Here is a 13,677-nt window from a genome sequence, read left to right on the forward strand (position 1 = left end):
TTTTTGGACAGCCTCTTATCAGGGTCCGTCAGCGCCCCTCAGCGTTCTTCAGCGTCCCCGGCTGCACCGTGCAAACCGCGGCCTCCGCCGCCGGCCGGCGTCCCGCCGGGGTCGCTCAGCACGGAGGTTTCCACCTTGAGGCGGTATTTTTCGATCTTGGAAAGCAGCGTCGGCCTCGACAGGCCGAGCATCTTGGCGGTGCGGCTGCGGTTGTTTCCGGCGAGCTTCAGGGCTTCGGAAATGAGCAGGCCGGCAAAGGTGTCCATGAAGGTTTCAAAGAGGTTCTCACTCTCTTCCGACACGAGGGACTTGCGAATCCACTGGCGGATGGCCTCCTCGGGAGTGTCCTCGGCAAGCCCTTTGGACGGCTGGTCCGACCCGATGGCCTGCACGACATCCTCCGGCCCGATGGGGCAGCCGCGGCTGAAGATGAGGGCCTTTTGAAGGGCATTGGCGAGCTCACGCACATTCCCGGGCCAGGCCCGGCTGCTCAGCAGAACGTTGGCGGCCTCCGTGATGCCGGGATTGCTGATGCCCATCTCCCGGGCGAACCGGGCGAGGAAATATTCCGAGAGGAGGGGAATGTCTCCGGCGCGCTCCCTCAGGGGCGGAAGCCACAGCGTCACCACCTTCAGGCGATAATAGAGGTCCTCGCGGAAGCGGCCTTCGGCCAGGGCGGCTTCCAGGTCGCGGTTGGTGGCCCCGATGATGCGCACGTCCACGGGGATGGGCTCCCGCCCGCCCAGGCGCTCGATGCTCTTTTCCTGGAGGAGCCGCAGGATCTTGGCCTGGATGCCGAAGGGCATGTCGCCGATTTCATCCAGGAAGACCGTACCCCCGTTGGCCTGTTCGATGCGCCCCACACGACGGTTCACGGCCCCCGTGAAGGCCCCTTTTTCGTACCCGAAAAGCTCGCTTTCCAGGAGCGTCTCGGGAATGGCGACGCAGTTGATCACCAGGAAGGGCTTGTCCGAGCGCAGGCTGTGCTGGTAAATGGCCCGCGCCGCCAGTTCCTTCCCCGTGCCCGATTCTCCCCGGATGAGGACCGTCGCGTCTGTCGGAGCCACCCGGCCCACCGCCTTGTAGACCTCCTGCATGGCCTTGCTGCGCCCGATGATGGCTTCCAGGGACGGGGATTCGGGAACGACGTCCAGTTCCACCCGCGAGCGCATGAAGCGCCCCGCTTCCAGGGCATGGTTGATGAGGACCAGGATCTCGGGGATTTCGAAGGGCTTGAGGACGTAGTCGAAGGCGCCCATCTTGGTGGCCTCGATGGCGGTTTCCGTCGTTCCGAAGGCGGTCATGATGATGACGGGCAGCTTGGGCTCGATGGCGCGCATGGCTTGAAAGGTTTCGAGGCCGTTCATGCCCGGCATCCGCACGTCCATGATGACGAGGTCGAACCGCTGGGATTCCACCATGGCCAGGCCGGCCTCCCCGCTGCCGGCCGTTCGAACGGCGTGGCCTTCCTGGCTCAGGAGCTTCTCGAAGCTCTGCCTCAGATGCGCATCGTCGTCAACGATCAGGATCGAAGCCAAATCCCATCCTCCTTGCAGGGGATCGTAATGGTGAAGGTCGTGCCCTTCCCCTCGCGCGACCGGACATTCAACCACCCTTTGTGGTCTTCGATGATCCGCGCGGCAATGCTCAGCCCCAGGCCCGTGCCCTCTTCCTTCGTGCTGAAAAACGGCTGAAACACCTTGTCCTGGAGCGCTTCCGGGATGCCGGGGCCGTTGTCGCTGAGGCGGATGACGGCCACGTGGCCGAGCGGCCCCGTCACCCCCTCCTCCTCGCGAATGGCGATCTTGCCGCCCTCGGGCATGGCTTCACAGGCATTGACCATGAGGTTCACCAGGACTTCCTTCAGCTGCTCGGGGTCCCCCTGGACTTCGGGAAGCCGCCGCTGCCGGTAGAGCTCCACCTCCACGCCGTAGGATTCCAGGCGATGCCGCAGCAGCTGGATGGCGCTGTCCACCACATCCGATCCGCTGATGCTCTGGATCTTGAGCTTCGGGGGCCTGGAAAATTCGAGGAAGTTCCGCACGATGGTGTCGATGTGGCGGATTTCGTCGGAAATGACTTCGAAGTCCTCCCGCTGGGTGGGAGAAAGCTCCAGGGAGCGCTCCATGGAAAAGAGGCGCATTTTCACGGAGGTGAGGGGATTGCGGATGCTGTGGGCCACACCCGCCGCAAGCTTCCCCACCATGGCCAGCTTTTCCGCCTGCAGCAGGTGCTCCCGGCTCTGCTGCAGCTGGGTCTGGGTTTGGTCCACATCTTCCATGAGGCTCGTGACCCGGTTGCTGAGGGCCTTCACTTCGTTGACGACACGCCCGCCCTTGGCCCCCTTTTCCGAACCGAACGCCAGGAGGCGTATGGGCTCCAGGACCTGGTGGAAGAGGATGTAAAGGAGCAGAGTGCCCATCACCAGGGCGCCCGGCAGGGCCACGAGAGCCATGACGTGGATGGAGCGGAAAGCCGAGCGGATCTCGCCCCGGGCCAGGACGATGCTCTTCTCGTGCTCCGCCCGGTATTTCTCGCAAAGGTCACAGATGGCATGGAATTCGCCCCGCACCTGCCGGTGCAGCTTGAACCCCTCCTCCCGCTCTCCCCGCTTGTACAGGTCGATGACCGCGTCACGCCCGTAGCTGTAGCGGATGTACCTGGATTCGATGTCGTTGAGGATCTGGCGTTGATCGAGGGTATAGGCCGAGCTCCTGGCCCTGCGCAGCCATTCTTCGAAGGACTGGCGGTGCTGATCGAGCTGCTTCAGCCATTCCGGGTCGTTATCCAGGAAGAAGTAGGTCAGGAACCCTTTCTGCATGACGAGGGAGTTTTCCAGCCCCTGGGCCTCGCTGAGCCCCACCACGTGCGTGTCCAGCACGGAGGAGAGGCTGGACCCGATGCGGGTGATCAGGGAGAGAGTCATGGTGCTCCCGATGACCGTGATGAGCACCAATCCTCCCAGGAGCATACAGATCCGGGTGCGCAGGCTGATATTTTTGAACATGGATCGACTTTCCGTCAAGCGGTCCAACGGCGGATGAGCAACCTCACTGTTGTTGACGTAACGTCACCCCGGTGAAAACCGGGGTCCAGAAAGTCTTTATTTTCCTGGATTCCGGCTTTCGCCGGAATGACGATAGCTGGTTGAGTCAACATCATGGATGAGCAACCCCTGAACCCTTACGTTAGAAGCATTTTCACCCTATGCTGTCATCCTTTACCCATTCTACTATCAGAGGGCAAGAACATATTGAAGAAAACGGTCGATGCGGATAGGATGGATCGCTCAGAGGCACTGGACAGGTATGCGCATTAGGGAATTGAAAACTTCTTTTTTGTAGGAGCGGCATCCTGCCGCGACAATGAACCAGTCGCGGCAGGATGCCGCTCCTACAAAGACAGGAAACCATCAAATCGAAGGTTTTATACTTCACCGAGTATAAAACGCCCGTTCACCTCTTGACCATGCCCCTGGGAGTTATCCGCTGCAGCACGACAGCCACGATCCATGCAGGGAGTCCACCAAACATGCTGAATAAACTGAACATATTCAAATGGTTCAAGCCTTCGAAACCCGCGCCGTCCAGAGACACTCTTTCGGATGTCTTCAAGGTCAAGTACGAACGGTTCAAGGAGCTGCTGGATTCCAATGCCGAGCTTTCCAAGATCATCACGGACATGGAAGAGAAGCTGCAGGGGCACCAGCTGTTCGGCATGGCCTACCTGAGGTCCCAATCGGCGCGGGCCGTCTTCCACACCCTCCGCATGGTGAGGAGCCTGGACGCCCTCTCGGGTCAGAAGTACCCTGCCCTTTTCACCATCCTCGAGGAAATCAACCAGAAGATCAAGGATGACCTGGGAAAGCGCAAGGAAAGTCCCATGACCGAATGGATCCTCCCCTATTCCCGCATCACGAAGGAAATGGTGGACTGGGTGGGGGGAAAGAACGCCAATCTCGGCGAGGTCCTGAACCTGGCGCACCTGCCCATCCCCGAGGGATTCGCCATCACGACCCAGGCCTACAACTACTTCCTCGCCGCCAACGACCTGGTGGATGAAATCAACCGTATCCGGATGGAGCTGAATCCCAACGATCCCGACAGCGTCAACGAGGTGAGCGAAAGCATCCAGCGGCTCATCATCTCCTCGCCCGTCCCCCATGAGCTGAGCAAGGCGATTCTCTACGCCTATGATCACATGATGGAGAACCTGCAGCGGAAGACCGATGGGGATTTTTCCACGAGCGTTTCCCTGCGGAGCAGCGCCATCGGGGAAGACAGCGAGCTCTCCTATGCCGGGCAGTACCTGTCCATGCTCAATGTGTCGCGGGAGCGGCTCATCCAGACCTACAACTTCATCATCGCGAGCCTCTACACGCCCCGGGCCATCGCCTACCGCGTGAGCAAGGGCATCCGGGACGAAGACATCGCCATGAGCGTGGCCTGCCTCCAGATGGTGGAATCGGTGGCGAGTGGAGTGGCCTATTCCCGCCACCCTTTCAATATCCTCGAGGACGATGTGCTCATCAGCGCCGTGTGGGGCCTGGGCCCCTACGCGGTGGACGGCGTCATCACGCCCGATTCCTACAAGGTGGCCAAGAACGACGCCCTCAGCATCCTGGCGACGGATATTTCCCACAAGCCCGTTCAGCTGGTGAGCAACCCCGACGGCGGGCTGATGGAGCTTCCCGTGGAGCCGGAGCTGCAGGACAGCCCCTGCCTGACTCCCGACCAGATCCGACTCCTGGCCGACTACGTCGTGAAGCTCGAAAAGCACTACGGCTGTCCCCAGGATACGGAATGGGCGGTGGACGGAAAGGGGAAGCTGCTCATCTTGCAGACGCGCCCTCTCCGCCTGGAAAGCCCGCCCATTGAGAACTTATGCCAAATCGATGAACAGCTGACGTGCTACGAGCTCCTGCTTCAGGGCGGCGAAGCCGCCTATCCCGGCGTGGGGAGCGGCAAGGTCTACCAGGTCCATTCCGAAGACGATCTCGCCGGATTCCCCGAAGGCGGGATCCTCGTGGCCAAGCATTCCTCCCCCAAGTTCGTCGTGGTCATGAACAAGGCCCAGGCCATCGTCGCCGATTCCGGCAGTGTCAGCGGCCACATGGCATCTCTCTCCCGGGAGTTTCAAGTCCCCACCCTCATGAACCTGAAGAAGGCCACGGCGACCCTCACCAATGGAATGGAAATCACCGTGGACGCCTATTCGGGCAGGATCTACGCCGGAAGAGTGCCCGAGCTCCTGAACTTCCAGGCCGCGCGGGAAGCCCACATGGAGAATACGCCCGTCTACGAGGCCCTGAAGAAGGTGGCCGAGTCCATCGTGCCCCTGCATCTTTACGACCCCAAATCCCCCACCTTCGCGCCCAAGCACTGTACCTCCCTGCACGATATCATGCGCCTGGTTCACGAATTTTCCTACACGGAGATGTTTCAGATCAGCGACCTGGTTTCCAGCGGCGGAGGCTATGCCCTGAAGCTCAATGCGCGCATTCCCCTGGACCTCTATGTCATCGACCTGGGGGGAGGGCTGGAGGACGTGGGAGAGCGGGTGCGGAAGGTGGAAGTGGAACAGGTGGTCTCCAGTCCCTTCAAGGCGCTCCTCACGGGCATGCTCCACGAGGACCTGAAGCACCATATCCCGCGCCCCGTGCAGCTCCAGGGGTTCTTTTCCGTCATGAGCGAACAGATGCTGTCCAACCCTCATGCCGCCGACCGGTTCGGGGACCGCAGCTACGCCATCATATCGGACAAGTATCTCAACTTCAGCTCCCGCGTCGGGTACCACTACAGCATTCTGGATTCCTATTGCGGCCAGACGATGAACAAGAACTACATCACCTTCTCCTTCAAGGGGGGAGCCGCCGACGACCTGCGGAGGATCCGTCGGGTGCGCTCCATTTCCATCATCCTGCGGGAGCTGGATTTTTCCGTGGACGTCATGGGGGACCGCGTGGACGCCCGCCTGCAGAAGTACGATTTATCCGTCATCCAGGAAAAGCTCGATATCCTGGGGCGCCTGCTCATCTTCACCCGGCAGATGGACATGCTCATGAATTCCGAAGGGAGTGTCAACGCCATCGCCACGGCCTTTTTAAACGGGGATTACCATTTCGATCCGACGGTTCCGAGCGGGGAAAGCGCCGCTGAGAATTAGATGCGTCGGCAATCCCGGCCTCAAAAGAAGTGGGACGCTGAGGACGCTGACAGGCGCTGACGCACGCTGACAAGGACAGAAAGAGGAACAGAGGAAGGAGAAGACATCCATGACAACGCCCCCCGGTGGAGGTACAGAGTCCTCCTGGCTGAAGGGCCCCGCCTTTCCCCGCATCCTGCCCTTCGCGCTTTTCATGGCTTTCATCGGGGTGGAAGAATTGTGGAGGTTCCTGGAGGGACAGGGGATCATCCCATCCATCGAGGGCATCACCTTTTATCTCTACCCCATTAAAGCACTCTCCACCGGTGCGGCACTCCTCTACTTTCTTTCCTCCTACACGGAATTGAAGTGGCGGGACCTGTCCCACCTTCCCCATACCCTCCTCAGTGCAGGGGTGGGTGTTTTTGTTTTCGCCCTGTGGATCAACCTGGACTATGCCATGGGCGAAGGGGCAAAGGGGTTTGACCCGACCCTCCTTCCGGAGGGTATCCCTCGAACCGCGAGTATTGCCATGCGGCTTCTGGGAGCCGCCGTCATCGTTCCCGTCATGGAAGAGATCTTCTGGCGGTCGTTCCTCATCCGCTATATCGTCGACAAGGATTTCGACCGCCTGCCCATCGGGCACTTCACCTGGATGTCCTTCGCCGTGAGCTCCGTCCTTTTTGGCCTGGAGCACCACCTCATCGTGGCGGGCATCGTGGCGGGAGTCATTTACAACCTGCTCCTTTACCGCACCAGGAGCATCGCTCAGTGCATCCTGGCCCACGGCATCACGAACCTTGCCCTGGGAATTTACGTGCTGCAGACAGGCCGCTGGGATTTCTGGTAGGAGGGGTTTCCGGGGTTGGCCCGGAACCGTGACGGTGTCGTGAGGCTGGATTCCGGCTTGAAGCATGCCGGAATGACGGGGACAAATGGGCAGCCTATACTCATTGAGGTCCGGATCTTATGATTTGATGGCCCTCTGTTCTTTGTAGGAGCGGCTTCCAGCCGCGACGATGAGACTAGTCGCGGCTGGAAGCCGCTCCTACAAAAACAAAGCTTTGAATCCTTAATGAGTATAATAAAAAAACCGGACCTCGAAAGGTCCGGTCTGCTTACATTTTTACAATTCGATGTACTTCACTGACTATGAGAAACTCCCTCTTCACCGGTCTCTGCCTTCATCGGCACAGTCTCAGTTGAGACTGACGGAATCAGGGAATTTGATACGTCCCATCGGATCGTTGGAAGGTACGGTTCTCCAGGAGCTCAGGCTGCTGTCGTCCGAAAGGCAATCCATTTTTTCATCCGCGGCAACATGATTGACATCGCCGAGTGCCCCGTAAGGACAGAGATGCCGGTGACCTTCATCATCCTTAGCCCAAATCAACGGCTCCGTAGTAAACACTGACAACACCTCCTTTCCTTCCTTTGCTTGTGCTTGAACTTGCCCTTATTAATAATCATCATGTTTGCTGATTGCAAACTCCGGCGCCGGGGGTCAATGTTGTTGGCCTAACGTCACCCCGGTGAAAACCGGGGTCCAGAAAGTCTTTATTTCCCTGGATTCCGGCTTTCGCCGGAATGACGACCATCGGCTAAAACAGCATTGGCCTGGGAGCTCACTTCAGGAGGTGCGGGCCGATGCGGGGGCTTCCTCACCCTTACGGTAGAGGTGCACGTGGGTGACTCCCTGGGAGAGGGGAGTGAGGAGGTGGCAGATGGAATCGGAGATGTCCACGGGGCGGGGCATGGCCACCGTCAGTTGGCAGTGGACTTCGTCCAGGAGGTCCCGGATGGTTTCCAGGGCTTTGGCATCCAGGCGCTCGGCTTCATCCAGGGCCAGGAGGAGCATGCCGCGCCGGCTGCTGTTCCCCTGCTCTCTTCCCATGAAGAAAAGCACCGCCAGGCACAGGGCCAGGTTCACCCCGAGGGTCTCCCCGCTGGAAAGGCCCGTGTCCCGCGTCCGGTCGTGGGCATCGACGATGGTGCGTCGAATGCGGATGTAGGAGCGATAGTCGGCGATCTGCTCTTCCGTCAGGCTCGTGTTGGATTCCTTCCGGATGAAGGCCCGCAGCTTTTCCACAAAATCCTTCAAGGTGACGGCTTCCCCCCGGCTGATGATGCGCAGGAGGCTCTCCAGCTTCTGGAGGGCGTGATAGGCGGGAAGCTCCTCCAGCTCCAGGAAGATCTTCTTGATTTGACCGAAATGCAGGGCCGAGAGGATCCGGTTCACCTTCACCAGCTGGGTCTTGAGATGCCGGATTTCCATTTCCACATTGGATCGCACCTCCTCCACGCGGCTCTTGATTTTATATTCGATCTGCTGCAGCTCGTGCTGCAATCGCCCGTACTGGCTTTCCAGCTGATCCAGGGAGATGCCCGAAGGCAGCAGGAGCTGGAGCAATTGGGGAACCAGGCGATCGGGCTGGTCTTCCTCGGGCAGGTGAAATTCATATTTGCGGGCGACTTCGGCAATCCTGGTTCTGAGGACCTGCACCATGTTGTCCCACACGGCTTTGTGCCGCTCCTTCTCGTCGGGCTTCGCGCCGGGGACGGTTTCGATCTCTTCCTTCGGGTAGTATCTCTTCCACAGCTCCAGGGCGCGCTCATGGTCTTTTTGGGCGTACCGGATGTCGTGCCGGAGCCGGGCGAGGGCCTCACTCTGGGTTCGGTAGCGGTTTCTCAGCTCGCCGTTTTTCCGCTCCCCGAGGAACAACTCGTTTTGAGCCTCCGCACGGGCTGCGTCCAGCTCTTTCACGCGCTGGACAAGCTCCTCGGCGCGCCCGAAGTCCACGCGGCCTTCCAGGATTTCCCGGGGCTCCTCCTCTTCCAGCCGGGAACAGAGGGTCTGGGCCCGATCGAGATCTCGATCGAGGGTCTGCAGGCGCTCCCGGAGAAAGGCCAGCTCCCGAACGTCCCGGGCTTCTTCGTTTCGCAGGGCTTTCCATTGTTCGTCCAGGGTGAGGTGTCGGGCGGCGGTCTCCTCCATGCGCGCCTGGATGTCCGCAGCCTGTTCCGGGGCCTGGACGAAGTCGAAAAGCTCACTCCGCTGAAGGATCTTCTGCAGGAGGGGGTAGATCCGCTCCACCCGGGGAGCGTCCTCCTCCAGGCGGACCAATGCCCGGCTCAGCTCCTCCACCCTGGAGGGAGCTTCCACGTCGGCCAGGGCGTCCAGCTTGGGCAGGAAGTCCTGGATGGCCCGGCGGCGCCGGGCAATGAGATCTTCCTGGAGGGTCAAATCCTCCAGGCGGGCGTCGAGGGCCAGGATCTCTTCCTGGGCCCGCTGAATCTGTTCCCGCCTGGCTTCGGCTCCGATCCAGACGGGGCCATGGGGCGTATACCACCCGATGCCTCCGAAGCCGGCCAGCGTCCCCTCGTCGGTGCGCTCCAGGACACGGAGCTCCTTCCAGACATCGTGGGAAAGGACCAGCCAGAAGGGCTCCTTCCCCCGGGCGAGGGAAACCGGCATGGAACCGGCATTGTCCTGGACCCCGCCCGCGGGGGTTGTCGGCTCCACCGCCCGCGCCAGGGGGCCGATGACTTCCTGCCGTCGCCGCGCCTCCTCCAGCCCGAGGTCATCGAAATGGCGGGTGAAGGCCCGGGCCAGGCCCTTTTCCACCAGCGCCCCGGCGGCTGCGGGCAGAGGTGGCCAGCCGCGGGAAAGCTCGTCAATGAGGGCGCGCAGGGGCCCTTTGGCCCTCTGAAACTCCTGCCGGTGCAGGGCAATGTCCTGTTCCAGGGACCGCAGCTCCGCCTGGGCGGCGTCCAGAAGCTCCCGATCCGGCTCCCTCTGTCCGAAAAAATCCGGCCAGAGCTCCACCATCTTATGAGCCAGCTCCCGGGCGGCGTGGTGCGCCCGCGCCCTGCCCTGCCACTGCCCCAGGAGCTGCCGAAGCGGTTTGAGCTCCTGGACGCGCCGCCGCGCCTCGGTGATTTCGGCCCACGCGTCCTCCAGCTCGCCCCGAGATCCGATGGCTCTGCCCAAGGCCGCACCGGCCCGCTCCAGGTCCTTTTGAAGCTCCTCCCACTTGCGGGCCTGCTCCCGCAGCTCGCTTTCCCTGCTCTTCAGGCGGGCCAGATCATTGGACAGCAGGCCCATCTCCCCCCGGACTTTTTCGGCCTTCTCGCGCAGCTCCGCAATATTCTCCTCGAAAGGGGAAACGGCGTCTTTCAGGGCGGAAAGCTGCCGGGCCACGGCGTCCCGCGCCTGGGAATGCTTCACGTATTCCTGGTGATGCTTGTATTTGCGGCTCCACTCCCCCTGTTCCCGCAGGTAGCGGTCCCGTTCTTTTCCCAGGGTGTCGAGGCGGCCGCGGATTGCCTCCAATTCATCTTTCAGGGCCGCAATGCGCACGTCCAGCTGCTGAAATCGTTTTTCCCCCTCTTCGATTTCGTGAAGGAGATGCTCCTCGCGCCGCTGCGACAGGCCGAGCTGTGCCCCCAGGGTACGGCGGCGGTGATGGTCCAGGTCCCGAGCGCTTCCCTGCAGCTCGCCGCTCAGCTCCTTCAGCTCCCAGAGGTGATTGAGGCGGCGCTCCGTCTGCAGGCGCTCCTGCATGAGCTTTTCCACGTCCTGGAAGGTCAGACGCTTTTCGGGCTCATGGCAGAGGGTGCGCTGGAGGAAACTGTTGAGCTCGCCGAGATGCGGCTGGGTGGCCTGGCGCCAGAGGAGTGAAAACTGCCGTTTTCCGCCCCGCGAGAGATCCAGGGGAAGGAGACCTTCTTCATAGAGAAAACGGTGGTACTCGTTGATACTGGCAAAATCCCGCACCCTGGCGTTGGCGGAAGCGAGTTTGGCAGCCTGGTGGAGGGCTTTGAGATCGGAAGTGACGCGGGCATGGTCGCGGTCCAGGAAGAGCTGTTCAAGGGGAGGAATTCCCAGGAGGGCGAAAGGCTTCAGGTCGACGTATTCCCCGGCGGCCCGCCGGGAGATGAGGACCCCGACGGCCTGGATCGAGGGATGGCCCGCGAGGTGGATGACCGTCCACCCGATGCGGTCCTGGAGCTGTCCGCCCAGATCGCGGTCGTTCTGGCCCGAGGCCACGTTGAGGTGAAGATACCTCTGGTCGGCGAGGATGACCGTTTGCATGGCATCGAGGAGTGTCGTCTTTCCCACACCGTTGCCCCCGGCCAGGAGGGTCAAGCGAGGGTGCAGCTCCACGCGGGTGTAGGGATAGAGCCGGTATCCCACCAGGATCAGCGCCTGGGCATGAATATCCTGCGGGCGGAAGAAGGGAAGATTCACGCATCCTCCTCTTCCAGATCGGCGTCCACGTTGCCCCACACCTGGGCCACCACCTCGTCGATATCCAGGTCCTGGTCGGCTCCCCCGCCACCGCGCGCATGGAGAGCCACTTCCCAGAAGCGGTAGAGCGCTGGCAGCCGGTGAAGGGTGAGGTCTTCCCAGTCGGCGCGGGGACTGGGCCTGAGATCCAGGAAGCGATACCTGGCGAGCTCCTGGAGCTCCCGGCGCATATAGCCCCGCAGCTTTTCGGCCTGGTCTTCGCTCAGCTCCATCTGGCTGAGGTGGCCCGTTTTACGCACAAAGACAGCGCGGAGGAAATGGAATTTATAGCTGCTGACGAGCTTTCGAAAGATGTCCGTCGCCGAAACACCGTCGGACTCCCCGGGGCCCTGCATGAAGAAATGCCAGGCGAGGTAAAGCCCGAGAAAGGTGGCTCCCCTGCTGAGGCGGGACTGGGCCGCCAGCTCCGTCACGGGGTCCAGGTAGAAGAAGGGGCTTCCCCCCAGCTCGCTGCGCTTCAGCCGGTACCCCATCCACTGGAAAAATTGCTCCCAGGCCTGAGGGTGGTTTTCCAGAAAGCGGAATTCCTCCGCCAGGTAAGGATCGATGTGGCGCCCGCCCAGCAGGGCATGGATGACCTTCCGGGCCGCATCGGGGCTCTTCCAAAGGACCGGGAAATCGTCGTCCTGCACCCGGATGTCTTCTCGCTCTTGACCTGACAAAATATGCCGCTCCTGGGTTTTTAGCTGTTAGCTAGTGATCTCTTCACACCGGCACCAGAGAAACGGCCTCCATCATCCACCGGTCTCCCAGGGGCGTCCATTCGCCTTCCCGCTGTTTCAAAATGACGGGAGGCGTCCATTGGGGCCAATCCTGGCTGAGGTACCACAAGGCCAGGGGGGGATTTTCGCGAAACTGCGGCAGCTTCTGAGCGAGAGCGTTCAGCCACTCCCCCAGATCGCGTCCTCCACGCCGAGCGAGGACACTCCACTCTTCCCGGGCCAGCTGCAGGAAAGGCTCCTTCCATGCGGGCTCCACCGGAGGTAACTCGGGTGGGGCATAATCGTCAAGGGTTTTGAGACTCTGTAGATCAAGCACCACCTGTCGCTCCCGCACCTGGGGGCTCCATCGTAAATCCAGGCGCGGCAGGTGCGGCATTTCCAGGACAGGCATGCGCACGACATGCTCGAGGGCGTGGGTGAGGATCCTTTCCTGGATGCGACGCAGGCGATCCCTGGAATCGACGGTGAAAGCCAGGGATCGGAAGGCGACACAATCGTGAATGAAAAGAACGACGTCCTTCAGCATGACATCCACCCGGCTCCGCAGGACATAGAGGAACTGGGTCGACTGCTCCAGGGCGTCATCGAGCCGGGGGCTGTGCCGCCTCACGAGGCTGCGGTGCAGGAGCTCTTCGAGCTTCACACAGGCGGAAGATTCCTGCACGGCATCCACCAGCTCCGTCAGTGCCCTGCGGCAATACTGGATGTTTTGGAGGGCGCCTTCGAAATCCGTCTCATCCCCTCCTGAATAGGTGCGGCGAACCTCCCGCTTGCGCTCGGCCAGGTCCTCCTCGATGGCCAGCAGCTTGAGCTCCACCTTTTCGCGGATGGTTCCCAGCAGCACGTGATCGAGGTACTGCAGGAGGGCGTCATTCCCCTCTCGAAGGGCCGCCGTGACTTCGCGGAAGGCATAGCTCAAAAGGACATTGAGCTGCTCCGAGCTGTAGTCCGTCTCTTCCATGAGGCTCCGGGCCAGGCTTCGGCCCAACCGGGTGAGGCAGTACCCCTGCCTGCGGCTGTCGGTGATGGCCACCCGCAGGACCCCGAAGCGCATGAGTCTTTGAATGATCTGAGGCAGCTGGAGCACCGGGAGGTCGAGCTCCAGGTGGCGGCCCACCTGCTCGATGAGCCAGCGCAGGTCCGCTTCGGCGAGGGCCCCGCTCTGGGTTTCCAGTTCATAGAAGTGGAGCCAGCTCGTCAGGACGAGATCTTCCCGGCTGAGATCCATCCCCCTGGGAAACCGCGCCATGAGCATACGGGATCGGACCACGAGGTTTTGTCGATCCAGACCTTGTGCTTCTGAAGACATGCTCATCCTTCAGTGGAAAGAAAGCATTCCACCCCGACTCCTGCCGAGGCCGGGGTGGAATGCTGTTGACCTAAGCAACTGCGCAGGTGTCTCCCAACTTTCACAACCCGTCATTCCGACATGCTTCGAGCCGGAATCCATGGAATGTTGTGTGAGCCTGGATTCCGGCTTTCGCCGAAATGACGAACGTT

At 61.2% G+C, this 13,677-nt stretch carries 7 protein-coding genes; 2 read left to right on the top strand and 5 right to left on the bottom strand.

Annotation, left to right across the window (positions count from 1 at the left end):
- Positions 1–38: 38 nt before the first annotated feature.
- Both MWC30_RS10530 and MWC30_RS10535 read right to left on the bottom strand, forming a co-directional pair.
- Complete coding sequence (locus MWC30_RS10530) at positions 39–1,538, bottom strand: sigma-54 dependent transcriptional regulator (RefSeq protein WP_244084133.1); 1,500 nt, start codon at positions 1,536–1,538, stop codon at positions 39–41.
- Complete coding sequence (locus MWC30_RS10535) at positions 1,523–3,007, bottom strand: ATP-binding protein (RefSeq protein WP_244084134.1); 1,485 nt, start codon at positions 3,005–3,007, stop codon at positions 1,523–1,525. Before MWC30_RS10535 ends, MWC30_RS10530 begins: the two co-directional genes overlap by 16 nt.
- A 524-nt stretch (positions 3,008–3,531) precedes the next feature.
- On the opposite strand from MWC30_RS10535, the gene MWC30_RS10540 reads away from it, so the two are divergent.
- Both MWC30_RS10540 and MWC30_RS10545 read left to right on the top strand, forming a co-directional pair.
- Positions 3,532–6,165: a PEP/pyruvate-binding domain-containing protein gene (locus tag MWC30_RS10540; RefSeq protein WP_244084135.1), complete on the top strand. Its 2,634-nt coding sequence runs from the start codon at positions 3,532–3,534 to the stop codon at positions 6,163–6,165.
- A 109-nt stretch (positions 6,166–6,274) separates the two neighbouring features.
- Entirely contained in the window at positions 6,275–6,994 is a 720-nt protein-coding gene (locus tag MWC30_RS10545; protein WP_244084136.1) for a CAAX prenyl protease-related protein, read from the top strand.
- A gap of 780 nt (positions 6,995–7,774) precedes the next feature.
- Here MWC30_RS10545 and MWC30_RS10550 read toward each other — a convergent pair.
- Genes MWC30_RS10550 through MWC30_RS10560 form a run of 3 tightly spaced genes read right to left on the bottom strand, consistent with a single transcriptional unit; the run spans position 7,775 to position 13,486 of the window.
- Complete coding sequence (locus tag MWC30_RS10550; protein WP_244084137.1) at positions 7,775–11,395, bottom strand: ATP-binding protein; 3,621 nt, start codon at positions 11,393–11,395, stop codon at positions 7,775–7,777.
- A complete protein-coding gene (locus MWC30_RS10555; protein WP_244084138.1) occupies positions 11,392–12,117 on the bottom strand; it encodes a hypothetical protein in 726 nt (241 codons plus the stop codon). The genes MWC30_RS10550 and MWC30_RS10555 overlap by 4 nt, the downstream gene beginning before the upstream one ends.
- 43 nt (positions 12,118–12,160) lie before the next feature.
- Positions 12,161–13,486 carry a hypothetical protein gene (locus tag MWC30_RS10560; protein ID WP_244084139.1) on the bottom strand — a complete coding sequence of 442 codons (1,326 nt, stop codon included), beginning with the start codon at positions 13,484–13,486 and terminating at the stop codon, positions 12,161–12,163.
- Positions 13,487–13,677: the final 191 nt, after the last annotated feature.

Source organism: Desulforhabdus sp. TSK (assembly GCF_022836495.1).
GTDB lineage: Bacteria > Desulfobacterota > Syntrophobacteria > Syntrophobacterales > Syntrophobacteraceae > Desulforhabdus.